Here is a 24,994-nt window from a genome sequence, read left to right on the forward strand (position 1 = left end):
TCGCATCGTGCCTGCCTTTCAGCATGCAGTTCACATGCCGGGCATCATAAATATCCAATTCGTCTGGAATTTTATTTGTGTAAAAGATTATGTTACATGATGGGACACTGTCATTGATTTTGCGGGCGAGCTTCACACCGTTTTTGCCGCCAGGAAATGACAGTTCTGATATAAAGATATCACAGTCGAACTTCTGATCATCGAGATCTAACATTACCAAATCAAGGTTATATGAAATAATCGTCACATCATCATAACCAATACACTTGTTTTGCAGATAATCACGTACTTTTGAGACATGGTCTGCCTTGTTTTTCAGATTTCTTTCTGTATTTCTGGAATTTTCCTTAAGATTTCTAAGCTGCGAATTTAATAGAAATACTGTCCTTGCTGTCTCGGCAGGGTTTACGTCACACACACCTATCTTCATATTTGAATTTCTCTCCCCTCGATTTATGCGGATCTCCGCCTCATTACCCTCTGACTGTAGCGAAATATGGGAGGTTATTCAATTATTACCATACTTTAAAAAGTCTAAAGTAATATATAATTCAGCCATTGAAAAAAGCACTCCTGTCATCGCGTTGTCTATATTACATTTTTCAATGTCCAGTGTTCATCGTGTTGGTCTTTTTCATTTCATTCCGTCACCGAATGTATTTTTTGTCCAATTTCTACACAAAAATCCAACTTATTTTGTTGAATAGCGACGATTTATAGTATATATTCATATGTAGCCGGTTACAAAGCTTATATTTTCAAATAATACGAGGGGGAGGATACACATATGAACTACCGCACCAGACCAGCTGAGCATATCTGCTCACTTGAAGATCTGTTTATAAACTATCTCGGGCTTGATATACCCATAGTTCCGCAGACTTCTTCTTATTCCAATAAGCACACTTTCAGCCAGTTATTTTTTACACAGAATACGAATCAATGCGATGACATTGACAAAATTCTGTCTTTTTCTGTGTTCAAGGACTCCTCACTTGAAAAATTGAAAGCGGCAGCGTTATCGCCAAGGCAGCCTATGTATTACCTCATCCATCCAAATGAGAGTTACCCGACAGGCCTTAAGCTGGGAGTGTTCTTTTCCAACCTGGCAAACAAGAACTACAGCGGAAATGAGCAGCCTCCTGCGATCAGAGAAATACTGAAGTCAATAGATTATGACAAGCTGTGTTCTCACTTAGCTGTCCTTATAGAAAATAAATGTAATGAGAAGCAGGAATTTATCACGGAACTCCAATCATATCTGAGTAACGTGATGGCCTGTGACAGTGAACTAACCAGTTACTGCTCTCTGTTCAGATGCGCATCACCTTCAGAATATCTTACGACCTTCCTTTTATATGCATTGTTTGACGATGTCAACTTTCCGGCATATGCCTCCGAGGTCGCTCTGTCCAGAAAAAATACGCAGTCAGGTAAGACGGCTCCTGCAATTGACCTGAACAACCCACATTTTCAGAAGCTAATGAATGATACACGGCGTACTGACAGACTTCAGGCATTTGCAACATATACACTCATAGTGCTTTACTCTGTACAGATGCTGGGGGCTGTATTTTCGACAGTGCTGATGGACAGCTATGACGAAACCAGTTTCAAATGGAACATGTTTATCATATCCATGCTGTGTGCTTCCATCATACTCACATCTCTCAGGTTCATTCCATTCTCACTGCACAGAAAATACTCTGAGCTCAGCCTCATACTAGAGCATTCTGTCCTGGACGAGAAGAACAATACCTACAGCATCACCTGGAAACATTTTCAGAACTGTTCAAAGTCCTTCAATGCCATACAGAGAAACAGACGAATCATCATAACTCTGTTCTGTATACTGGGAGGCTGCTATGTCGTACTGTCATTTGTGGTGAACTCCTTTCCACTGCTGGTGGCTCTCGTCAGCCTTTCATTTGGTGCAGTGCTGATGATCGACAGCATACTATACGACCACATAGCCTATAAAAAATATGATATGTATTTTATGGATGAATCTACTAAACGCATTCCTTCATCCGCGTACGGGGCAGCCCGCATGTGCGCATGGGATTACGACCCCAAAATGGATTCCTTCAGACATACCATGTATAACAGACTAACCAATTACAGTGAAGACTGCATAAGATATATTTATGATCAGGTGTCTGATACGGCAAGATACAGTTGGGCTACCCTGACAGCTTTCATCATAACGCTGTCGTCCATCGGCGTTGTAGCCGAGATTCTCCAGCTTGTCAGACCTGATCTGGAATATTTTCGCATGCCGACTGCGACAATGCTCTATTCCGTCTCGATGATACTCATTCTCATAAGCGGAATACTCAACATTCTTATATTGCTGAGAGCAAGAGCCCACTTTCAGAAAATGGCAGAATTTTCATTCTATGCAGGCAATCCTGATGCGGAAAACTCTGACTCCACCCAATTGTTCAGACATCATCTATACGCTGGTAGCATATCTGAGCTTGCAATTGCCCGCGGAATATACAATTACAATTTCAGCATGTATGAACAAGGCATCTGCACATCGGATATACAGCCGCCTGATGACAGATATCATCCGACCTTCATAGTAAATCAGAAGCAGCACCTGATCACGGATGTTGCGCTGTGCATATTTGTCGCCTACTTCAGTCTGGCTGTATGGCACACAAACAGCCTGCCCAACCTTATATATCTCCCGGCACTGGTTGTTATCTATATACTGTGGGCATTTGCAATATATCCTTTTCTGAAATACAAAAAGATAAAAACCAGTATCCGCAAGCTGTAAAAAAGAGGGCATATCACATCTGATATGTCCTCTTTTGTTCGTAACTATTCTGTTTTACGTGCAGTGAACTGCCTGATAAGCACTGCAGCTAACACAAGCGGTATTCCGATAAAAAGCAGCTTTGTAATTCTCATTCCAAGTGCACCCACGATCAGGCTTATTGCAAATATGCCGAGCTGGTCTCCTATGCCATACGCAAGTGTTGATGCAGCCGATGCCCTTCCTCTGACCTCTGGCTTCACGCTTTCCATCACCATGAGATTGATGAGTTCTTCTGCCGAGAAATAAAATCCATGCATACATCCCCACAGCACGCCGAGCAGCAATGCCGAGTGAGTGTGTCCGGCTCCAAATGTGAATGCCATACCGAACACGAAGCTGCAGGCAATCCCAAGCCTCACGATCTTTGTGCGCTGCACCATGTCGGCAAGAACTCCTGTGACAACATTTATAATAAGTGATATGACCGGCTGGACAAGCAGCACTGTATTTACATCCTGTTCTCCCATCCCCGAAAATGCACACAATGGTTCATTGTAGTATGTTATTCCCGCGGTCGCCAGTCCCACTGCGCTTATTCCTATGAGCAGCCCCTTCGTATCCGGCTGTTTCCACAGAGTTCCTAGTGTTCTGATAAAATGTATATGCTTATCATTCTCCTTGTCTGAGCTGCCATGTTTTTCTGCTTCCAACGCCCGGTTCTCATCACCGAAAGTTTCTTTTACAGCGGACACTTTGCAGATTGCTTCCCCATCTTCCATTGCATTCTGTATATCATCCGCACCGTTCTCTGGGAATCTGTACGCCGTAACCAGTGTAAGGCACAGCATCCCGCCGATTATTCCCACCCAAAACAGTATTTGCCAGTTTCCTCCATCGCTGCTCACACACCGCGAGCGGAGCAGAGGTATGCACATAGCCGCTGCCATGGACACGCCTCCGCATATTCCCCTCACTGTTGCCCGGTATCTCCTGTCTATTACATCCACGATATATATCATATGTATATCGAGCGAATATCCAAGTATCAGCACGCCATTGCCAAGCAGATATACAGGAAGATTTTCTGCAAATATACATATGACACTTCCTGCCACAAGGAGCGATACGTTTATAATAAGCATCCTCTTCCTGCCTATTATATCCGTATACGATCTGACAAACGGAGTGAGCATCCCAATGAGATAAAATGGCAGCATCATCCTGCTCATATACGCTATGGCGGAGTCTCCGTCCATTCCTTTCGGAATCATTAAGAATGTTCTTGCCGACAGAGACTGTGTTCTTCCAAATATCTCTGTGCAGTAGGAATCTATGAACTGGATCAGGATTATAAGCGCAGATACTGTGACAACCGAAACTGCCAACCTTTTCTTTTTATATCTCTCCATGCCACTATTCATCCAATGCTATTTTCTCCTGTATATCTTTATTTAAATCTTTCAAAGCGTTTCTGTCGCCATAAGTCAGAATATGATATTTCTTCTCACCAGTCTTCTTTCTCAGCACATGCGATACTGAATATATGTCATCTGATTTAGTATCGCTTATTCCTTCAACTCTAAACGAATACGGAACTTTACATTTTCCCTGTATTTCCCCTAGTGAATTTTTATCATCTCCCAGGCACACTGTAAACTTTAGATTTGCAACTCCTAATTTATAAGAAAACGTCTTTGTCTCTATACCCATGGCCACACTGGAATCTTTAATGGTAATATCACCCAATCCAATAAGAATACTAGTTTTCTTATCTGCAAGGTCGTATGGATGATCTTCATTAAAAAATATTTCTCCCGGTCGTAGACCTCTCTCAGTCAATGCATGATTATAAAAATCATCCGCCTTTAGGCATGATGCCACTCCTGTTAAATGCATAAATGAAGATTTCTTAAACATAACCTCAAAATAATCATTATTGAATACAAACATAAATGTATTTCCAACAAATACCTCTTTATATTTTAATGCCGCTCTATGTATTCTCCGTATTATCTGTGACTTCCCCAATATTTTCCTCCTTATAGTACATAAAAAGGGAAGCTCATCGCTTCCCTTTTTTGAATAACCACTGGCCGTTCGCCTTGATATCACTCAAAGCATCTGCGTATGACCTAATCCTCATACTGGATATGATATTGTACTTTAAGTACCTTCGTATCACCCGAATCATTATATTGATATCATCGCAATAATATAGCCACGGATTCTTTGTTGCTCCGTGTGCAACCCAGTGCTTTCTTATTTATTATACTATACTAAACATATACATATGTCAATGTATATCTCTTACTTACTAACCTTCCTAAAGTTCTTCTTACCACGTCTCACAACAACGCCCTCTCCGTCGAACTTCTCCTGTAGAATTGTAGTCTGGACATCTGTGATCTTCTCGCCGTCCACAGCGACACCGCCCTGCTCTACGGCACGTCTGCCCTCGTTACGTGATGTAACAAGACCTGACTTAACGAGAACTGACACGATATCGATGGCGCCGTCCTTGAAGTCATCTGCTGCAAGTGTTACTGATGGCATGTCTGCTGCAACACCCTTGGAGAACAGTGCCCTTGCGCTCTCCTGTGCCTTAGCAGCCTCCTCCTCGCCGTGTACAAGCTTTGTGAGCTCGTATGCAAGGATCTCCTTTGCCTGGTTGAGCTGGCTGCCCTCCCAGCTGTCCATCTTATCTATCTCCTCAAGTGGAAGGAATGTGAGCATACGGATGCACTTCAGAACATCTGCATCTGCCACATTTCTCCAGTACTGGTAGAACTCAAATGGTGATGTCTTGTTAGGATCGAGCCATACAGCACCCTTCTGGGTCTTACCCATCTTCTTGCCCTCTGAGTTGAGGAGAAGTGTGATTGTCATGGCGTATGCATCCTTGCCAAGCTTTCTTCTGATGAGCTCTGTACCGCCAAGCATATTGCTCCACTGGTCATCGCCGCCGAACTGCATGTTGCAGCCGTACTTCTGGTACAGTACGTAAAAGTCGTAACTCTGCATGATCATGTAGTTGAACTCAAGGAAGCTGAGTCCCTTCTCCATACGCTGCTTGTAGCACTCTGCACGAAGCATGTTGTTGACTGAGAAGCATGCTCCAACATCGCGGAGAACATCTACATAGTTCAGGTCGAGAAGCCAGTCTGCGTTGTTGACGAGAAGCGCCTTGTCCTCTGAGAAGTCTATGAACTTGCTCATCTGCTTCTTGAAGCAGTCAACGTTGTGCTGGATAGTCTCCTTTGTCATCATCTGTCTCATATCTGTACGGCCTGATGGATCACCGATCATGGCTGTACCTCCACCTATCAGCGCGATAGGCTTGTTGCCTGCCATCTGAAGTCTCTTCATCAGACAGAGCGCCATGAAGTGGCCTACATGCAGGCTGTCAGCAGTCGGATCAAAGCCAATATAGAATACTGCCTTACCATTATTTACTAAATCTCTAATTTCATCTTCATCTGTTGTCTGCGCTATAAGCCCTCTGGCTACAAGCTCGTCATAAATCTGCATGTCCCTCTAGACCTCCTGTATTTATTTATTCAATGTGCGGTTCACTAGCACCACACAGGCAAATATTATAACATTTTGCTATGCACTGTGGCAAGTATATACACACAATTCCCTGTATTATTTTCTTATAAATCGTCCTTCACACGTCATTTTCTGCCGCCATCTGCAAATTGACATATATATCTCCGGCACAGACCTCCTGCCATGGCTATAAGCAGAAATATATATGGTGTTGTGAGCGACTGGTTAAGATTGACAAATGCCTGAACAGCATACCCGGTTATCCCGAGCAGAACAGCTATCATACTGCCCTCATCCTCAGCATATCCAAGCAGGCACTCCAAGCCAGTCCCTGTCTTTGAACCTCTTACAGTTCTTGAATCTCTCGAAGCTGCCTTCTCCTTTGATCTTTTTTCTGCGGATTGACTGCTCATGCTTTCATTCTCATTCATCACAGCTCCTGATACCGCAGTTCTCACAAGAGCACCACCTGTGGTAACCAGCAGTCCTACGTAACTCACTGCACCGAATATTCCTGTGGTTATCAGATACTGCAGATACTCATTGTGAGCATTATCATATATAACACCCACCGCATTCATCATATCGTCGTAGTATCTATCAGTCATGATCGACTTCACCGATTCATTTCCATAACCGAACAGCTTCTGTGGAACACTGAAATCACTATACGCCTCCATGAGTCTCCTCCACACAAAACCCCTGTAGTTTCCCCAGGAATCTTCAAATGAAAATATACACATGTGGTTGTGCGCCGCATATATAACAACAGCCACGATGCCTGCAAGTGATACGCCAACCGATACAGCAAGAGCTGCCTTTCCGCGGAACTTCACAGTCCACTTTGAAGCCAGCCTTATGGCCGCCCATACAACGAGAACGACCACGGAAACTATCCACACCATCCGGCTGTCACTCACAAAGCAGCTCAGTCCGTCAAGTTCTGAATATCCGTTATCCGTTCTTCCCAGCATAATGCTGATCGCCAGGACTCCGCACGCCATAACCAGGCATACATCTGCAAATTCTCTTATTCTTCCGCGGTATGACGCCCATATCCATGCCACAATCATAGCACCACCCACGCCTGCATATGCAAGGTTTGCATTGGATATGATCACCGCTCCTGTTCCTGTGAGCACAGCGATGACTGCTGTTATCCGTATCACTATGCTCTCTTTTCCCTCCGAGCTGATATACGCCCCGGCTGCCATCGGAACCAGCACGCACAGGAAGCTTGCAAATATGTCGATATTGCCAAATGTGGATATGTATACATTTCTTATGCTCTGCATCAGCCCTTCCCTGAGTCCAAGGAAATCATATCCCATGAACTGGCATATGCCGACAATTCCCACAAATGAGCCCGCAAGCATGAATATGACCACCACATACCGCCTTATCCTGCAATATCTCGCCATACACACATACAGGAAAAAGGCCAGCAGCACGAACTGAAGTCCGCACCTTCTGCCCTCCTCGCCTGTATATGCTGCTACCTTATTCCCTGACATAAAGAATGCCAGAACATTTGCCAGAACAAATCCTGCCATGAATATATCCATGGCCATGATATTATGCATATCCATAAAATGTCTCAGGCGTCCGATAAACCTGCTGCCATGTGCCGCCCCTGCTGAAGCATCTACATTCCCGCCTGAGCTCTGCGACCCATGCCCTGTGCTGACATTCCGTCCCAGCACATCCACCAGCACCGCCAGCACCATGAGCACCGCATATATGCACAGCGCAATATAGAACGCCCTGTACTTGGTTACTGTTATATCAAAATATTTGTCATGCATTATCAGGGGATATGCAGCCCCCATATATATAAGAAATAATGTGGTTATTCCGTTCTGAAGTTCCCACCTGCCGTCTCCTGCAATGTTGTCTTTTCTGCCCATACGGCTATACTCCTTTTATAAAAGCGGTGACAATAATCTGAGTATCGCACCAAGTATATTCACCCTGCTTATGTTATTTCTGCACCACGGAATATCTATCTCCTCCGACTCGGCAAATGTATCCATCATATCCTTCTTCACATCTTCTATGGCCTTGCAGTCATACAGGAGAGTTCCGCACTCAAAGTGGTGATAGAAGCTCCTGTTATCCAGATTGATGGATCCCACAGATGCAAGCTTGCCATCCATGAGCAAAGTCTTTGAATGTATAAATCCAGGCGTGTACTGATATATCTTCACACCCGCCAGAAGCAGCTCCTTGTAGCTAAACTGGGTCATCTTGTATATATATTTCTTGTCCGGGATGGCCGGCGTAACAATACGCACATCCACGCCCCTCTTGGCTGCCAGCTTCAGTGCCATCATGAGCTCGTTACACACGATAAGATATGGGGTAAATATATAAATGTACTCCTGTGCATCATTTATCATCTGCATGTACAGATTCTCACCCACATTCTCTCCGCTCAGAGGACTGGACTTGTACGGCTGAACATATCCGTCACTTACGCCACTATAGTCGATTTCCGCCGGTCTATAGTTGTTGTAGCTTCCCTCTGAATATCTGAAGCTGTTCCACATCTGAAGGAACATAACAGTGAAGCTCCAGGCGCCCTCGCCCTCAAGTCTCACTCCACTGTCCTTCCATTTGCCGTACTTCTCTATCTTGTTGATATACTCGTCAGCCATGTTGTAACCGCCGGTGTGAGCTATCTTGCCATCAATAACAGTGATCTTCCTGTGATCCCTGTTATTGAAGATAGTGGCAAAGAATGGAACCACCTGATTGAACGCCATACATTTGATACCGTAGGATTCAAGTTCCTTCCAGTAATACTTCGGCACATTGAACACAGATCCGATGTCATCATACATGAACCTGACATCAAGTCCCTCCGCAGCCTTGCGCTTCAATATCTCAAGTATGGTATCCCACATATAACCCTTGTCCACGATGAAATATTCCATGAATATATACTTCTCCGCACTCTCCAGGTCTCTGATGAGATCATCCATCACATCATCGCCTATGGCATAATACTTTACACTGGTATGCTTGTACAGAGGCGCCTCAGCCACATTCTCCATATAATTACATATCCTGTATGTAGGCTCCGACTTTAAATTCTCCGCTGGGACCCAGTTGTCCCCCTTGACGTTCTCATATACCTCCTGCTGGAGAACCCGCAGAAAATTCTTTCTGAGTTTTTTAGGTATCAGCACATGTCCATAGAGCACATACATGAGACCTCCCAGCACCGGGAATATGAGTATCGGCACCATCCATGCCATCTTTACCATAGGGTTAGTATCCTTTGTTATAAGATACATTACAACTATTACGCTGAGCAGCTTGAGAGCACCCGATATATAGATATATCTGTCCTGAAGAAAAACAACCCCCAGTATCATGATCGCCAACTGGACGACCACAAGAAAGCACGTTATTACCATTCTGCTTAGCAATCTGTTCAGTATCTTCTTCATATATTTCCTGCCTTTACTGAATTGATGTCACCTTATAATCCTGATCCTCTACTGTCTTCTTGAGCACGCTGTCATCAACGTCTGCCTTGAGAGTGACAACCGCTGTTCCTGTCTCATGGCTGACTACAGCCTCCTGCACCTGGTCAAGGGCCTCAAGACTCTTCTTGACTCTGGCTTCACAATGTCCACACATCATACCTTCGATCTTCATTGTCTTTGTCATAACTTTGTCCTCCTTGATTCTATATCTTTTATTTTTATCATAAATGTCTGTCAAATTCAACCTCAACGCATTTGTAACAACACAAAAACTTGACAGGCTCATGGCAAACGCTCCGAACATAGGATTGAGCGTCCAGCCAAATATCGGGATCCACACGCCGGCGGCAAGTGGTATTCCAATTATATTATATATAAATGCCCAGAAAAGATTCTCTTTTATGTTCTTAACTGTTGCCCTGCTGAGTCTTATGGCCGCCGGAACATCTGTGAGCTCACTCTTCATGAGAACAACATCCGCAGCATCTATGGCTATATCCGTGCCTGCACCTATGGCTATTCCTATATTTGCCCTTGTGAGTGCAGGGGCATCATTTATTCCATCACCAACCATGATCACATGCCCCTTCTGCATGAGATCTCGCACAACGCTCTCCTTGCCGTCCGGACGCACGCCCGCTATTACTCTGTCTACGCCGACCTGCTCTCCTATGGCTTTGGCGGTTCTCTCATTATCACCGGTTAACATAACTACTGAAAGTCCCATCGACTGAAGCTGGCTTATGGCCTCAGCGCTGTCCTCCTTCACAGTATCCGCCACGGCTATTATTCCAAGGACTCTGTAATCTCCGTCAGCCTCCTCGGCAAAGAACATAGGTGTCTTTCCCTGCTGTGATACCTTCTCCGCACTGTCCTTCATCGTCTCAGGTACATCTGCATATCCCTTTATATAATCCATATTTCCGCCGATGATCTTTCTGCCGTTCAAACTTCCCATCAGACCGTTGCCCGCAACAGCCTTGAAATCGGATACCTCATAATTTTTATCCTTCTGTGCATCACCTGTCTGGTAATTCTCACTGTAGTATCCAACCACAGCTCTTGCCAGAGGATGCTCTGACAGCTTCTCCAGAGCCGCAGCCTTCTGCATCAGCTCGTCACCACTGACATTCTCGGCTGCCAGTATATCCGTCACTACAGGCTCTCCCTTTGTGATCGTTCCGGTCTTGTCCATGACCACTATGCTGCTCTTTCCTGTCTCCTCAAGAGCAGTCGCAGTCTTGAACAGTATTCCGTGCTTGGCACCTATTCCATTTCCCACCATGATCGCAACAGGTGTGGCAAGTCCAAGTGCACATGGGCAGCTTATAACAAGTACCGATATTCCTCTCGCCAGCACATAACCGGCATCCTTACCCACTATTATCCACACTATCATCGTGATAAATGCTATCAGTATGACAACAGGTACAAACACTCCCGAAACCTTATCAGCAAGCTTTGCTATTGGAGCTTTGGTAGCCGCCGCATCACTTACCATATCTATTATCTTGGACAGTGCGGTATCCGCACCTACCTGTGTAGCACGGCATTTCAGATAACCCGACTGGTTGATCGTCGCCGCAGACACACGGCTTCCTGCAGTTTTGTCCACAGGTATGCTCTCACCCGAGAGAGCTGACTCGTCCACGGCGGAATCCCCCTCAAGGACTACTCCGTCCACAGGAACGCTCTCACCCGGTCTAACGGCAAATATATCCCCAACCGCAACTTCGTCTATATCCACGGTGACCTCCTCACCATCCCTGATGAGAACGGCTGTCTTCGGGGCAAGATCCATCAGACCTTTGAGTGCGTCCGTGGTTCTTCCCTTTGAATATGCTTCAAGCGTCTTGCCGACTGTTATAAGCGCCAGTATCATGGCCGCAGATTCAAAATAAAAATCATGCATGAGCGTCATGACACGCTCACCTTCACCTGCTGTCTGCGCCGCTGTCATGGCATAGAGCACGTACACGCTGTATATGAATGAGGCACCTGAGCCCATGGCCACCAGCGTATCCATATTAGGTGAACCGTGTATAGCGCCCTTAAATCCACTCACAAAGAATCTCTGATTTATCACCATCACGATTATGGTTAGCAGCATCTGCGTGAGTCCCATCGCCACATGATTGCCGTCAAAGAAGCTTGGCAGCGGCCAGTTCCACATCATATGTCCCATTGATATATACATGAGGGGAATAAGAATTATAACTGATGCCACCAGTCTCTTCTTCATTTTTCCAAATTCTTTGTCCGCCTCACTCTCACCGGAACCGCTGCTCTTCCCACCTGAATGTGAAGTATTTCCGCCAGCAGATCTTCCACCCGCCAGACTCGCACCGTATCCTGCCTTCTCAACTGCAGCCACTATAGTTCCGCTGTCGGCTGTTCCATCCACCATCATGGAGTTGGTCAGGAGATTCACCTGACACGAGGTAACTCCCTCAACATTGGATACGGCCTTCTCGACTCTTGCACTGCATGCACTGCATGTCATTCCTGTCACATTGTACTTGTCCATATATTTCACCTTCCTTTATCAAGCATCAGTCAGTTCGTAACCGCACTTGCCAATAACTGACATATCTATTTCATAAGTCTGGTAACCGTATTTACCAGATCCTCTATAGTATCATCCTTGCCATTTCTTATATCATCTGCAACACAGGTCCTGATATGTTCGGCAAGGAGCTGTCTGTTGAAGCTGTTGAGTGCCGCATTGATCGCCGACACTTGGAGCACGATGTCTGTGCAATAGGCATCATTTTCCAGCATACTCTTCACGCCTCTTATCTGCCCCTCTATCCTGTTCAGTCTGTTGAGAAGCTTCTTATACTCCTCGTCTGTCCTTGTCCTCACCTTGGCTTCCACATCGCTTATCTCTCCGCCATGATGACAGCAGCATTTCTTCTGTTCTTCCATATATCTTTCCTCCATCCTTATTGAACTCCAGCCATGCAAAATTTGCCTTCGGCAAATGGCTGGGGCTACATGTCAAGTTTTCATAGAAAACTTGACACATCCCTTGTACATCAGCCATTTCTGTTCACATTTCAAATGACGCTGCATATATGCCATCTGTTTATTATCTGCACATTACGGCTGTTAAATTCTCTTTTCATCCACGGATTATATACCCCCTAGGGGTATGTGTCAACAATAAAAAATCCTCATAGACCAATATTTATACCACTTTATCAGTCTATGAGGGTTTTTCTCCTTTAACCTATATGTCTGAGTTTTATTTACTCTGTTGTATCCTGATCGCCCATGTCGATATCAGCATCTCCGATATCAATCGCATCTGCGCTTGACTCATCACTGCTGTCTGCATCGTCAGTATCAGTTATATCAGTCTCATCAATGAGGCTGTCGTCACTTATATCAAAATCTGAATCACTGTCAATAACAGAATCAACTACAGATGAATCATATGTCTGCTGGTTCAGGACATCCTTAAGATCTATCATATCTCCTGTGGTAGCATCTAACATGATGAGCTGTATTGGATAATCCTTATCGAGGCTTCCATCCTCCATCTTGTCGCACTGTGCAAATACCCATACAGGGCTGTATGTGTACTTATCTCCATCCTTGAGCTTGTAGTATGTAAGTCTTACATCGTTGAACTCAATGGTGCTGTACTGTGTCTTGTTGTCTGTGTAATACTTATTTACAGCCTCCGGAAGCTTCTTGAGTGCATCATCCCAGCTTATAAGATCAACGTTGTCCTTCTTGTCTCCTGTTGCTCTGAAGGAATCAAGGCAATATGCTGAGATAAGTCCATTGTCATCAATACCGAGCTGGAATGTCTCATCCATGGTGTCATAATATACTGAGTCATCCCCTGTCGAAAGGGAATCAAGGCCGTATACATTAGGTGTATATGGAGCCACACCGTCCACAGAACGCTTGTATGTTACCATATAACCATTCTTCTCTGCTGCAACTGTGTTGTATGATGCATCGCTGTAATCCCACAGCAGATCAAAATTACTTGTCTCTATAACATCTGAGATTCCACATGATGCAAGGAAATCTGTTCCCTTCTGCTCAGCATCTGCCGCACTGATGGAAGCTGTGTTTGCGGAAGCCTCCTCGTCAGAATATTCACTGCTGTAGCAGTATACACTTGTTGCGCCATCCTTAGGTCTGTACTGTATAAGCTGATCCGATGGATAGTAATCCAGTGAGAATCCGCCGCCTGTGGACATGTCATCGCCACTTCCATAGAATGTTACCATGAACTCGTTGTCCCCTACAGATCCGATGAATGTGTCTCCACTGTAGTCTCCGGCTCCCTCTCTCGTATCAGACGCTGTCTTGAGTTGATCCTTAAGTGACTTCATGTAATCCTCATAATAGCTCTTATCATCATCCGATGTAGCCTGATCCATCATGGACTGAAGTGAATCTATCTCTCTCTGTATATCCTCCTTGTACGGCTTATCCCAGTTATATACATATACACCTGCGCTCACGTCAAATATATTCTCGCACACACGCTTCTTGTAGTCATTGTCTACATTGTTAAGCTCATAGTAAAGCACTGACATCTTATCTGTGTCAGGCACCTCTATCTCTGTGGCATTTATGGATACATCTGTGAGACCTGTATCTGCATTGATGCCCTCAAGCTTGCCATTGTATGACTCTGGTACGTCGAGTCTTGATGCCAGCTTACCGCCACCACCGCCGTTCTCGTCGTCTCCCATGTTGTAATCCACCTTCTTCTTGCCACATCCTGTAAGCGCAGTTCCTGCCACAAGTGATGTCACCAAAAGCAGCGCCGCCGCTTTTTTGTAACCCGCTTTTCTCATATAAAATACCAACCTTTCCTTACTTAATTGAAGTAATTATAATATATTTTCCCCGCTGACACAACACCATCTGCTATCACTCTTTTGTGATGATGACCTTGCCGTCAACAACCTGAACCTTGACCTTATTGCTGTCGATTCCGGCAGCCGCCAGCATATCAGGGCTTATCTGTACACGATTTGCCTTATCGAGTATCGAGAACTCCTCATGTGAATCATCAGATGAGAAGCCGTCTGTCGTCAGCTCGTTCATTCTGTCCTTGTAAGATTCCTTCATGATCTTCTCTGTGCTAATCTTGCCGTCCGCAATCATAACCACACGTCCCACCTTATTTGCAAGGCTTATATCATGTGTAACTATGATTATCGTTATCCCGAGCTCTTCGTTCAGCTTTCTGAACAGATCCTGTATCATGTTGGATGTCTTGCTGTCCACGGCTCCCGTTGGCTCATCCGCAAGAAGTATCTTCGGATTATTTGCCAGGGCTATGGCTATGGCAACTCTCTGCTGCTCACCACCTGACATCTGAGATGGATATGAATTTATCTTGTCCTCAAGTCCCACTCTGCAGAGCAGATCATGGGCTCTTGCATACTTGTCTTCCTTGTTACTCTTGTCGAAGTACATAGGTACCTGAACATTCTCTATGGCTGTCATATATGGCAGAAGGTTTCTGGAGTTTTTCTGCCACACAAATCCTACAGTGTGCTTTCTGTACTCCACAAGCTCCTTATCCGTCATCGCAAACAGATCCTTGCCGTCGACATACAGCTTTCCGGCCGTAGGTCTCTCAAGTCCTCCGATCATATTGAGGAGTGTGGACTTTCCTGATCCCGACTTTCCGATGACCGCCATGAGCTCGCCGTATTTGATGTTGAGCTCCAGGCCCTGAAGAGCCATGACCTCCACATCGTCAGTCTTGTATATCTTGACAAGGCTGTCACACTCTATGATATTCTCCTCAGAACCAAGGCGTTCCCCGCCGGCTTCTTTATCTGTGCCAGCCTCAGGATCTGCTTCCACGGCTTTCCCGCTGTCAGTGCCCTCGTCTTCCTGAAGATCCATGCCGTACACGAACTCCTGCGTCTCCTGGCCATCCGTGTTCTCCATGTCCTGTGTCTCCACATCCGGTGCTATAGTTTCAGGCTCCACAGCATCGTTCTTCTTTTTTCTGAATAAATGCTTATCGCTCAACTATCTCACCATCCTCTATCTCATATACTACATCACCGAGCTCCATAAGCTTCGGATCATGTGTCGTCATGACTATCGTTATTCCTTCCTTGTACACCAGCTCCTGGAACAGCTTCATGACTGCAAGTCCCGAAGCCGTATCAAGGGCTCCTGTAGGCTCATCCGCAAATATTACCTTTGGCTTATGAGCCACCGCTCTGGCTATAGCAACTCTCTGCTGCTCACCACCTGACATCTGATTTGGGAAATGCGTCATTCTGGATGACAGTCCCACCAGATCGAGCACCTCTTTTATACGGGCATCCCTGTTGCCCTCATACTCCGCAAGTCTGAGTCCGAAATCGACGTTCTCATACGCACTCATAATCGGGATCAGGGCAACCGACTGGAATACAAATCCTATATTGTATCTTCTCAGCTTCTCCTTTTCCTTCTCGTTCATCTCGCTGTACACGTGGCCGCCGACTATCACTTCTCCCTCAGTAGGCTCATCCAGCGCGCTCAGGATATTGAGCAGTGTCGTCTTACCCGATCCTGATCGACCTTTGAGTATAGTGAGCTTTCCAGCCGGGACTGTTATATCTATTCCCTTGAGTGCATAGAAATCTTCTCCGCTTCCAAGTCTGAAACAGCGTTTGATTCCATGTGCCTCTATCATAATTTCATCCATAGATTAATCCTCCCCCAGCTTTAATGCCTGTGTTATATTCATCTTCTTCAATATAGTTCTTATGACTACGAAACATACAACAAACATAAATACAACAACCGCTGTGAGCTTTATGATGTCGTAAGGATCCACAGCTATCGATATCGCTATGTTGTGTGATTCCGGCAGATAAACCACGGCAACCAGCTTGACGAAAAGCGTCGTAGCCGCAGCACCGACTCCGTATCCCGCCAGACTGGCAAGTACCGAGCTGAATATCTGCTCATTTATGAGCATCTTGTTGATCTCAAGCATGCTCATACCCATAGCTCTGTAGATACCAAACAGAAGTTCTCTCTGTTTGATGGATGTTATCCAGTATATCAGGAATCCCACCGTACAAAGTATGATCGCTATGATAAATGACAGTGAGAACAGACCATTTGTTATGAGCACCAGAGGTGACTCCTGCATCTCTGACACATCCTTATCCACACTCTCATACTGCACTATATTGACATCCTCATCACTGAGTGCCTGAAGTACATCCTTGTAGTCCACACCATCCTTGAGATGCATCCATACCTGGTATGGTGTCTGACTGAATGCACCAACAACATATGCATAGTTGGCAACTACGAGGTATCTCTCCACCTCCTGCATCTCTCCCTCGGAATCCTTCTCATACACATACTGTTGGAATCCCGGGAATGCATCCACTATGGCACATACCGTTCCGCTAGGAGATGCGATCTCCTCCTTCTCCTTGCTTGCAATAGGACTGTATCTCGCATAGTTTATGGAATCTCCAACCTTTATATTGTACTTCTTTGCAAGGTTTGATGAAATGATGACTCCATTCGACACTGTTGCAAGATCATTCAGGTAATTGTACCAGTGCTCCTTGTTGAGTCCGCTCTGCAGTCTGGCCGTCTCACCGAACTCCTTGGTGTTGATACCCATGAGTACGCTGCCCGCCAACTCCTCGCCGCCCGCTTTTATGACGGCATTATCGTCGTATATGACTCTTGTCACCTTGTCACACAGGCTGTCCTCGAGCTTTGTAAATCTCTCAAAATCCTGCTCTGTGTAATACCAGTGGGTCTTCTTGTCTTTGTCTATGTATGTTCCTCTGGTCCACTGCTCCTGTACCACAAGATCCGTTCCCAGATTGTAATCTATTCGCTGTGTCTTGTTCTTATTTATGGTTCTTGCCATGTTCGAGTTGAACATACCCATGGCTATTGTCATTACAAGGAACACCGATATGAATCCCTGCTTCTTGACCGTACGTGTGATCTGCAGGAATGATGCGTACACAGCCGGTGACCATCTCTTTCTTCCGATCCTGTATATCAGTCTTATCAGGTATTTGATGAGTCTGAGCACCAGAAGTCCCACTGCAAATATAAAGAGTGAGGAGTTCAGAAAGATGACCGGATCAGGTCTTGAACCCGCAAGTATATCGAGTGCTATCGTCGATTTCTGCTTGTTGTAATTGTACAGGAGGTATATTGAAAGTGTCACAAGGATGACGTCCACAAAGAACTTCTCCCAGAATGGCCTGTAATTTACCTTTCCTGTTCTGCTCTTCTGCTCTACTATGGAGTTCTTGGCGTATTTGAACACCGGAAGTGTCACAAATAATATAGCTATAACAGCGGCAGCCAGACTGTATACTATCATCCACGGATCTACTCCATAGAAATGTGTATCCTTAAATCCAAACTGCAGGAACGAATCCGTGCTTGCTGCAAGCTTACACAGAAGATATCCTATAGGGATTCCTATCACTATGGCTATCACCGACAGTATTGCCGACTGTCCAAGGTATATTCCGAGAACCTGCTTCGTGCTGGTACCACGGCTCTTGAGCATGGCGATCTCTCCATCCTCCATCTCAAGTATCTGACTTGATACCATGTAAATGAATGCCAGAAGCAGAACCAGTATTGGGAGCTCCAGAACCCATATGATTATACCGATGGTTCTTGCATCGCCTTTATAATCTATGAGCACACTGCTGAAATTCTGCTCAAAATATTTATCTGACTTCTCAAATGACTGGAGATAATACAGCGTGTCCATGGCATTCTTGTGTGTTATCTGTGAGTAGTCAAGCATGACGTGATCCACGTAGTATATTGTGAGGAAGCCGTACTTGCCTATCATGTCGTTGAAGTCATCCTTCTTCACATATACCTCGCTGTCGAGATCTGCAAGCTGGTCATACCAGAAGCTGTCTGAGTAATCCTTCTCCTCAAATACACCTACGATCTGATACTTCATAGGATTGCCCTGTGAGTCAACGGCATCGCTGAGTCCGGTATCTATGCTGAATACCTCTCCAACGACAAGGCCGTATTCGTCAAGGTTTCTCTGTGAGATGATACAAGGATACACACCATCCTCTGTCTTGGCATCCTCGAGTGACGTTCCATATGTTATGTTCACATGATCCTCTATCTGTGGCATATATGTCATGTTGAAGCTGGTCCTGTGATTCAGGTTGCTCTGGGTGTACCCCGCCTGAAGTGACAGGCTGGTCTGCTTCTGCAGAGCATCTATCTCCATGTAGTAGTTCCACATGTCCTCATATTTGCCGATCCTGCCAAGCACTGCATCGGCATCGGCATAATCGTCTACCGCGCATGAGCCTGATCTGCCGATAGTTGCCGGATACTTGTTCTGCTCTACCATCGCCGCGTCAAACTTGGACGACATGAGCATATCCAGCGCTCCGTTTTTGAACATTGGGTTGCACGATGCAACAGCCACCAGCAATATGATTCCAAGCAGGAGACATGCATTTAACCACTTCTTGTTCAATAATTTATGTGATAAAAATTTAAACATTATATCTCCTCTCTGCTACTCTGCTGCCGCCGCATCTCCGCCAGATGAATCCGATCCGCCATCCGACTGGCTGTCTGCGCCTGACTTTGAATTATCGGAACCATCTGATGAACTCGATGAGCCACCGGTGGATGTTGCTCCTGATTCCTTAGCTATGACATCGCCCTCTGAAAGACCTGACAGTATAACCGTCTTGGTCTTGTCTGCCTCGCCGAGAGTGACATACTGCTTTATGATCTCATCATCCTTGATGAGCCATACATAGTCATACTCATTTGAATTGTTCTTGCTCGTCTCATGATAGATCATGTTGTTAGGTATCATGACCACGTTCTCATAGGACTTTGTCGGGTAGCTGACCTGATATGACTTCGGCTTCTTGTAAAAGCTTGCATCATCAACCTTTATATAATACTTCAGTTCATCACTGCCTGAACACTTGGTTACGTGAACCCCACCCTCTGAATCAGTACTTATATATGACTTGGAGCTGTCTCCGGTGCTTCCGACACACACTCCGCTTATCTTCTTACCGCTGTTGTTCTTATTTGATATTGAAACCTTCTGGTTTACAGCAAGTTTTCCCTCTGATATGGATATCGCCAGGATCACATTGTCGTTGCTTCCGACTGTGAGTACATTTGCACCTTCCTTGACAGCCACATCAGTCTTCGCGCCAACCGAGAGGACTGTTCCCGCCTGGTCAGCGTAGACAGTTATCTTTCCGCTTCCATCATTGTTCTTGTTGAGCTTTTCTCTCTGTGCGTTTAAGCTCTTGATGGTTGCATTGTGTGTATATATCCTAAGATCCTTGTTGTATGTAACAACATTTCTCTGGCACACGAGCTGCTCCGCCATGTAGAGAGTGTTCTCTGCATCCGTCGGCGTTGCCACCTTACCCTTCTGGTATCTCGTGATCTCATTTGTAAGCTCATTTATCTGATCATCAAAATCCTTGAGATCCGAACTATAAGTCTGGTTCTCCTCGCTGATCTGGTTATCTATATCCTTGACCGCCGCTGTTCCGCCGCCACTGTCAATGACAAACAGCACATCCCCCTTCTTAACCTTCTGGCCCTTCTTGACGTTGAGTGACGTGAAACGTCCATCGCATGGTGCAGTGTAGCTGACACTGTTGAGGTCCTCCACCGAGAACGAATCGCTCTTCACCGTTGCTGTCTTCGTATATGAATCGAGTGCCACCGTGTATTCTGTGTAATCACTAGGCATGACCGCATCTGAAGCGTAGTAGACAAGATCTCCTTCCTTGAGTCCGCTGACTACCTCTGTGTAGTTATTGTCGCTGGCACCGGTCTCTATATCCCTGCGCTCCTTCTCACTGGAATCTGTCTTGACATATACAAATTTCTGGTTGTTCTCCTCGTATATGGAATCATTTCCCACTGTGAGTACGTCCTTTGCATCGGATGTACTGAAATACAGTGACACCGTGTTGCCCACGCTGAGGATCTTATCTGCATCCTTCACACCCTTGAGCTTAAATCTTGTGTATGGAAGACTTGACTTGCTCTGTGCCACAGCTATCTCCTGATTGGTGTAGTTGTATGGCACTATGTCATACTGCTTTCCATTTATCACAGTGTACATGTTCTTATACATGCTGTATGTATTCTTCTTGAAGCTCTCACCGGTTATCTCTATATATGGATCACTGTAATCTGAAACCACGACCACGTTCTCACCGCCGCCGACAGTATTCTCACTGCCGCTTATCTTCTTGGCGTATGTTACCGTGCCCGGACGGTCTGCCTTGAGCGTTCCGCTCTGCTTGACCTTGTCCTCATCCTCGTCCTGCTGTGTGAGCTTTTTCTGCTCATACTCATATAAAAGATTATCGTACCTGTTGTTCTCCTCATTTATGGCTTTTTCTGTTCTGGCCTCTGCAGCGCCCTTTGAATCACCGATCTCTTCGCACGCCTTTATCTTCCAGTCCAACTCAGCCTGATTCTGCTCATATATCTTCTGCTTGATCTCATGTGAATACTTCTTCACATCCTGGGAATCAGCTCCAGAGCTGTCGTCCCCATCCATCGATGTTGAAGAATCATCCACTATTGAGCCTGAATCTGTATCACTGCCATCGTCTCCCGATGCTGTGGATGCATTGCTGTCGGTCTCTGCAAGAACCGTGTCCTTCTTGACCTCATCGCCCACATTCACATACACCTTTGACAGAGTCACAGATGTGTCATAGTAATAACAATAGTCAGTTGGGACTATCGTTCCGGTCTTGATGACCTTTTTGCCTATATCTCCATATGTGACCGGTCTGTATGCCTCGTTTGTACTTACAGGTTCAACGAGCTCAGGAACCTTCTCGCTGTTCTCCTTGCCACAGCCCGCCATTCCTCCTGCCATGACAAATGACATTACCAGGCATGCTATTCTGGCGGTCATATTCTTTTTTGTCCGTGTGCTGCCTTTATGCATAATATTCTGTCTCATCAATTTATCACCACCTGCTCTCCGGCCTTCAGTCCTGATTTGATAACTGTATAATCATCCACCGTATCTCCAACGGTAACTTCTACCGCATTCCTGTATCCGTCCTCATTTACAGTGTACACATACTTCTTCTCACCCGAGCCGTCAAACACAGCCTTTTTATTCACATATACAACGTTCTTTACAACCGGCTTATCTATGACCATCTTGAGGGTATCCGCTTCGGTCACTCCGGTCATATCACTGACAGGCTGAAATGTAAGTTTCTGCATCTCCTCTCCGGTGGCAGAGCTTGTATACTTCTCACACTTCGTGAGCTTCAGTGTAAATGTTGCCTCCTGAAAATCAGCATCGTAGGTCTGCCCCTCCTTGAATTCGTATGAATCCGCAGTCTCTGATACATAATCAGACGAACCCGAATCCACCGTTATGAGCGTATCACCCGCTGTGACATATCCATACTGCAGATCTGAGTTGACATAAGTAACTGTTCCGTTCTTGTCTGCAATGACCTGATACTCCTTCATTCTCTCGTTCTGCTCTTTGATGTATGTATCCGCCAGATCCATATCCTCCTTCGCCGCGGATATGTCACTGGAGTAATCCTGGCTGCTGTCTATGCTCGCCAGCCTGTTGTAATGGTCTATAAGAAGCTGATCCCGCTCCTTCTGATCCGTATACTGATCTATGGTCTTCTGGATATCCTTGGCCTCAAACTGAATCATCACATCGCCTTTGGCCACCTTATCGCCCTCTTTTACCTTGACCTCCTGAACCTTGTAGTCAGACTGCTGTATCGAGTAATCATTGCTGCTGTAACCATCAGGCTTGAGCTCCAATGTCAATGAGGACTGGATATCTCCGCTCTTAACCTGATCCGTATTGAATTCCACCTTGCTATACGGCTCTATATTTATTCTGGAACTTCCTGTCTGTCCACCGGTACTGCCTCCGCAACCAACCAGCGACACGGACATCAGACCGGCAATCGCTGCCGCCAGAACCTTCTTATTGAATATCGCTTTTGACACGCTCTATTCCTCCTGTTTTTATGAATATATTTGATTCTACCCCCTGTCAGCCCATATATCAAGGAAATCTCCCGGGAGTTAATATTAGTTAAAAAAAAGAGAAAGCTTATGTTTTAAGCTTTCTCTAGAAATAAAAAATGCGGGAGATGGGACTTGAACCCACACGCCGTTTCCAGCACTAGATCCTTAGTCTAGCCTGTCTGCCAATTCCAGCACTCCTGCATATTCTATATGTAATTGATAACCACCCATTCTCTCACATCCGAAATTCCATAGGACTTTCAAAATAAAAATGCGGGAGATGGGACTTGAACCCACACGCCGTTTCCAGCACTAGATCCTTAGTCTAGCCTGTCTGCCAATTCCAGCACTCCCGCATATTTATGTGATGTCGACTTCTGTGCTCGTCACCAACGAATAAGATAATACCATCTATCGAATACAAAGTCAACAACTTTTTTCAGATTTTTATCATATTAGTGAGCTTTCTGTCCACATCCTTCATAAGGTACTCCTTGAACGCTGTGTAATACTCATGTGTGAACTGTGTATACAGGAACTTATTCCAAAGATTACTGCAGTATGTACTGTCAAAATCATAATATGAATCAGTATATACCAGACCATTGCTGAACCTGGTCACATCCAGATACGGTTCCTTTCCTGCATAGTTAAGTCTCATAACGAGGTTCTTCTGCTCACTACAGCAAGCAAAAGTCTCAAGAAACATCTTCATCTGATCCTTTGTTATTCTCTCTACGAACATATGTGCCTCCTACTCTGTGTCTTTACTCTCATTGGTCATCCCCCTAACCTCTATAATTATAGCATACGCCTCCGAATTATAAAACCTTTTCGCGCAACAAAAGAACCGGATGTGTAAGTTTATACCACATCCGGTTCTTTTTACTTATATATAGAAGATTCTATATTCTATATTATGATAACTGTGCCTTTGCAACCTCAACAAGCTTTGCAAATCCCTCAGCATCGCTGATAGCCATCTCTGAGAGCATCTTTCTGTTGATGTCAACACCTGCCAGCTTAAGACCATGCATAAGCTTGCTGTATGAGATGTCATTCATTCTTGCTGCTGCGTTGATACGAGCGATCCAGAGCTGTCTGAACTGTCTCTTTCTCTGCTTTCTGCCAGCGTATGAAGATGTAAGTGCTCTCATAACTGACTGCTTTGCTACTCTATACTGCTTGCTTCTTGCTCCTCTGTAGCCCTTTGCAAGCTTTAATACCTTATTGTGCTTCTGCTTTGCGTTCATTCCGCCTTTAACTCTTGCCATTGGTTTTCTTCCTCCTGATCTATTAGATATAAGGTAATATCTTCTTCATTACCTTCTCGTTTGTTGCGTCTGTCATTGTAGCCTTTCTAAGATTTCTCTTTCTCTTAGTGGTCTTCTTTGTTAAGATATGACTCTTATAAGCTTTAGATCTCTTTAAACCGCCGTTAGCTGTTTTCTTGAAACGCTTAGCTGCTGCTCTTTTTGTCTTTAATTTAGCCATTTTACTTACTTCCTCCTTGAATTATATGTCTATAATAATTTAACGCTTTTGTGTTAAAAACATTATCATGCTTCTTCCTTCAAACTTAGCAGGCTTATCGATAACTGCTATCTCTGCAAGCTTCTCAGCAAAGTTGTCAAGAATAACCTTTGACTGCTCTACATGCGCAAGCTCTCTTCCCCTGAATCGCAGTGTAACCTTAACCTTATCGCCATGCTCAAGGAACTTTCTTGCCTGATTGATCTTGGTATTAAGGTCATTCGCATCGATGTTCGGTGAAAGTCTGACTTCCTTGACTTCCATGGTCTTCTGCTTCTTCTTGGCCTCTTTCTCTTTTCTGGCCTGCTCATAACGATACTTACCATAGTCAACTATCTTGCACACCGGTGGCTGTGCCTTAGGTGCTATCTTCACAAGATCAAGTCCTGCATCCTGAGCCATCTTGTATGCATCCCTGGATGACATTATTCCAACAAGCTGACCATCTTCTCCGATGAGTCGTACCTCTCTGTCTCTAATCTGTTCGTTGATCATTAAATCGCTAATGACTCTCTACCTCCACACTTTTAAAATTCAATTCTCTGACATAAGAAAAGTGGATAGAACCATCTATCCACTTTCTTAATACAAAGCATATTCAAAC

General features: G+C 45.1%; 19 protein-coding genes and 2 tRNA genes. 1 reads left to right on the top strand and 20 read right to left on the bottom strand.

The features are described from left to right. Positions 1-430, bottom strand: a 430-nt coding sequence (locus CCU_RS05470; protein ID WP_208896021.1) for a hypothetical protein, incomplete at its 3' end; no start/stop codon positions are given. Between the two features lie 357 nt (positions 431-787). On the opposite strand from CCU_RS05470, the gene CCU_RS05475 reads away from it, so the two are divergent. After that, positions 788-2,788: a hypothetical protein gene (locus tag CCU_RS05475; RefSeq protein WP_015533870.1), complete on the top strand. Its 2,001-nt coding sequence runs from the start codon at positions 788-790 to the stop codon at positions 2,786-2,788. Positions 2,789-2,832: 44 nt separating this feature from the next. On the opposite strand, the gene CCU_RS05480 is transcribed toward CCU_RS05475, so the two are convergent. The 19 genes from CCU_RS05480 to infC all read right to left on the bottom strand — a co-directional run bounded on the left by CCU_RS05480 (position 2,833) and on the right by infC (position 24,885). Then, positions 2,833-4,179, bottom strand: coding sequence for an MFS transporter (locus CCU_RS05480; RefSeq protein ID WP_208896022.1), 1,347 nt, complete (start codon positions 4,177-4,179; stop codon positions 2,833-2,835). Positions 4,180-4,183: 4 nt separating this feature from the next. Further along, on the bottom strand, positions 4,184-4,798 hold the full coding sequence (locus CCU_RS05485; RefSeq protein ID WP_243440862.1) for a PBECR4 domain-containing protein: 615 nt from the start codon (positions 4,796-4,798) through the stop codon (positions 4,184-4,186). Positions 4,799-5,077: 279 nt separating this feature from the next. Continuing rightward, positions 5,078-6,298, bottom strand: coding sequence for a tyrosine--tRNA ligase (gene tyrS / locus CCU_RS05490; RefSeq protein ID WP_015533872.1), 1,221 nt, complete (start codon positions 6,296-6,298; stop codon positions 5,078-5,080). A 146-nt stretch (positions 6,299-6,444) separates the two neighbouring features. Continuing rightward, positions 6,445-8,226 (bottom strand): O-antigen ligase family protein, encoded by a 1,782-nt coding sequence (locus tag CCU_RS05495; RefSeq protein WP_015533873.1) that lies wholly within the window; start codon positions 8,224-8,226, stop codon positions 6,445-6,447. Between the two features lie 15 nt (positions 8,227-8,241). Beyond that, the gene (cls, locus tag CCU_RS05500) at positions 8,242-9,774 is read right to left on the bottom strand and encodes a cardiolipin synthase (RefSeq protein ID WP_015533874.1); all 1,533 of its coding nucleotides are present in this window, start codon (positions 9,772-9,774) and stop codon (positions 8,242-8,244) included. A gap of 13 nt (positions 9,775-9,787) precedes the next feature. Continuing rightward, entirely contained in the window at positions 9,788-12,340 is a 2,553-nt protein-coding gene (locus CCU_RS05505) for a heavy metal translocating P-type ATPase (protein ID WP_015533875.1), read from the bottom strand. Between the two features lie 65 nt (positions 12,341-12,405). After that, positions 12,406-12,741 (bottom strand): metal-sensing transcriptional repressor, encoded by a 336-nt coding sequence (locus CCU_RS05510; protein WP_243440863.1) that lies wholly within the window; start codon positions 12,739-12,741, stop codon positions 12,406-12,408. Positions 12,742-13,064: 323 nt separating this feature from the next. Continuing rightward, entirely contained in the window at positions 13,065-14,639 is a 1,575-nt protein-coding gene (locus tag CCU_RS05515) for a hypothetical protein (RefSeq protein ID WP_015533877.1), read from the bottom strand. Between the two features lie 76 nt (positions 14,640-14,715). Then, positions 14,716-15,834: an ABC transporter ATP-binding protein gene (locus tag CCU_RS05520; protein ID WP_308936782.1), complete on the bottom strand. Its 1,119-nt coding sequence runs from the start codon at positions 15,832-15,834 to the stop codon at positions 14,716-14,718. Then, entirely contained in the window at positions 15,824-16,504 is a 681-nt protein-coding gene (locus CCU_RS05525) for an ABC transporter ATP-binding protein (RefSeq protein ID WP_015533878.1), read from the bottom strand. The genes CCU_RS05520 and CCU_RS05525 overlap by 11 nt, the downstream gene beginning before the upstream one ends. 3 nt (positions 16,505-16,507) lie before the next feature. After that, on the bottom strand, positions 16,508-19,339 hold the full coding sequence (locus tag CCU_RS05530) for an ABC transporter permease (RefSeq protein ID WP_015533879.1): 2,832 nt from the start codon (positions 19,337-19,339) through the stop codon (positions 16,508-16,510). A 15-nt stretch (positions 19,340-19,354) separates the two neighbouring features. After that, positions 19,355-21,805 (bottom strand): biotin/lipoyl-binding protein, encoded by a 2,451-nt coding sequence (locus CCU_RS05535; RefSeq protein WP_015533880.1) that lies wholly within the window; start codon positions 21,803-21,805, stop codon positions 19,355-19,357. Further along, a complete protein-coding gene (locus CCU_RS05540) occupies positions 21,805-22,836 on the bottom strand; it encodes an efflux RND transporter periplasmic adaptor subunit (RefSeq protein ID WP_022216253.1) in 1,032 nt (343 codons plus the stop codon). The genes CCU_RS05535 and CCU_RS05540 overlap by 1 nt, the downstream gene beginning before the upstream one ends. A 138-nt stretch (positions 22,837-22,974) precedes the next feature. Next, positions 22,975-23,058 (bottom strand) — tRNA-Leu (locus CCU_RS05545). A 71-nt stretch (positions 23,059-23,129) separates the two neighbouring features. Continuing rightward, a tRNA-Leu gene (locus CCU_RS05550) sits at positions 23,130-23,213 on the bottom strand. Between the two features lie 83 nt (positions 23,214-23,296). Then, positions 23,297-23,602: a hypothetical protein gene (locus CCU_RS05555; protein ID WP_015533881.1), complete on the bottom strand. Its 306-nt coding sequence runs from the start codon at positions 23,600-23,602 to the stop codon at positions 23,297-23,299. Positions 23,603-23,774: 172 nt separating this feature from the next. Continuing rightward, entirely contained in the window at positions 23,775-24,131 is a 357-nt protein-coding gene (gene rplT, locus CCU_RS05560; RefSeq protein ID WP_004849136.1) for a 50S ribosomal protein L20, read from the bottom strand. A 22-nt stretch (positions 24,132-24,153) separates the two neighbouring features. Further along, positions 24,154-24,351: a 50S ribosomal protein L35 gene (gene rpmI / locus CCU_RS05565; protein WP_004849138.1), complete on the bottom strand. Its 198-nt coding sequence runs from the start codon at positions 24,349-24,351 to the stop codon at positions 24,154-24,156. A 39-nt stretch (positions 24,352-24,390) separates the two neighbouring features. After that, positions 24,391-24,885, bottom strand: coding sequence for a translation initiation factor IF-3 (gene infC / locus CCU_RS05570; RefSeq protein WP_015533882.1), 495 nt, complete (start codon positions 24,883-24,885; stop codon positions 24,391-24,393). Between the last annotated feature and the right edge of the window lie 109 nt (positions 24,886-24,994).

It is taken from the genome of Coprococcus sp. ART55/1 (assembly GCF_000210595.1).
Taxonomy (GTDB): domain Bacteria; phylum Bacillota; class Clostridia; order Lachnospirales; family Lachnospiraceae; genus Coprococcus; species Coprococcus aceti.

What these genes read in the sequence shown, in the direction of transcription:
- CCU_RS05475 (WP_015533870.1), top strand. Translation starts at nt 788, where the DNA reads ATGAACTACCGCACCAGACCAGCTGAGCATATCTGCTCACTTGAAGAT.
- CCU_RS05480 (WP_208896022.1), bottom strand. Translation starts at nt 4,179, where the DNA reads ATGGAGAGATATAAAAAGAAAAGGTTGGCAGTTTCGGTTGTCACAGTA.
- tyrS (WP_015533872.1), bottom strand. Translation starts at nt 6,298, where the DNA reads ATGCAGATTTATGACGAGCTTGTAGCCAGAGGGCTTATAGCGCAGACA.
- CCU_RS05495 (WP_015533873.1), bottom strand. Translation starts at nt 8,226, where the DNA reads ATGGGCAGAAAAGACAACATTGCAGGAGACGGCAGGTGGGAACTTCAG.
- cls (WP_015533874.1), bottom strand. Translation starts at nt 9,774, where the DNA reads ATGAAGAAGATACTGAACAGATTGCTAAGCAGAATGGTAATAACGTGC.
- CCU_RS05505 (WP_015533875.1), bottom strand. Translation starts at nt 12,340, where the DNA reads ATGGACAAGTACAATGTGACAGGAATGACATGCAGTGCATGCAGTGCA.
- CCU_RS05510 (WP_243440863.1), bottom strand. Translation starts at nt 12,741, where the DNA reads ATGGAAGAACAGAAGAAATGCTGCTGTCATCATGGCGGAGAGATAAGC.
- CCU_RS05515 (WP_015533877.1), bottom strand. Translation starts at nt 14,639, where the DNA reads ATGAGAAAAGCGGGTTACAAAAAAGCGGCGGCGCTGCTTTTGGTGACA.
- CCU_RS05525 (WP_015533878.1), bottom strand. Translation starts at nt 16,504, where the DNA reads ATGGATGAAATTATGATAGAGGCACATGGAATCAAACGCTGTTTCAGA.
- CCU_RS05530 (WP_015533879.1), bottom strand. Translation starts at nt 19,339, where the DNA reads ATGTTTAAATTTTTATCACATAAATTATTGAACAAGAAGTGGTTAAAT.
- CCU_RS05535 (WP_015533880.1), bottom strand. Translation starts at nt 21,805, where the DNA reads ATGAGACAGAATATTATGCATAAAGGCAGCACACGGACAAAAAAGAAT.
- CCU_RS05555 (WP_015533881.1), bottom strand. Translation starts at nt 23,602, where the DNA reads ATGTTCGTAGAGAGAATAACAAAGGATCAGATGAAGATGTTTCTTGAG.
- rplT (WP_004849136.1), bottom strand. Translation starts at nt 24,131, where the DNA reads ATGGCAAGAGTTAAAGGCGGAATGAACGCAAAGCAGAAGCACAATAAG.
- rpmI (WP_004849138.1), bottom strand. Translation starts at nt 24,351, where the DNA reads ATGGCTAAATTAAAGACAAAAAGAGCAGCAGCTAAGCGTTTCAAGAAA.
- infC (WP_015533882.1), bottom strand. Translation starts at nt 24,885, where the DNA reads ATGATCAACGAACAGATTAGAGACAGAGAGGTACGACTCATCGGAGAA.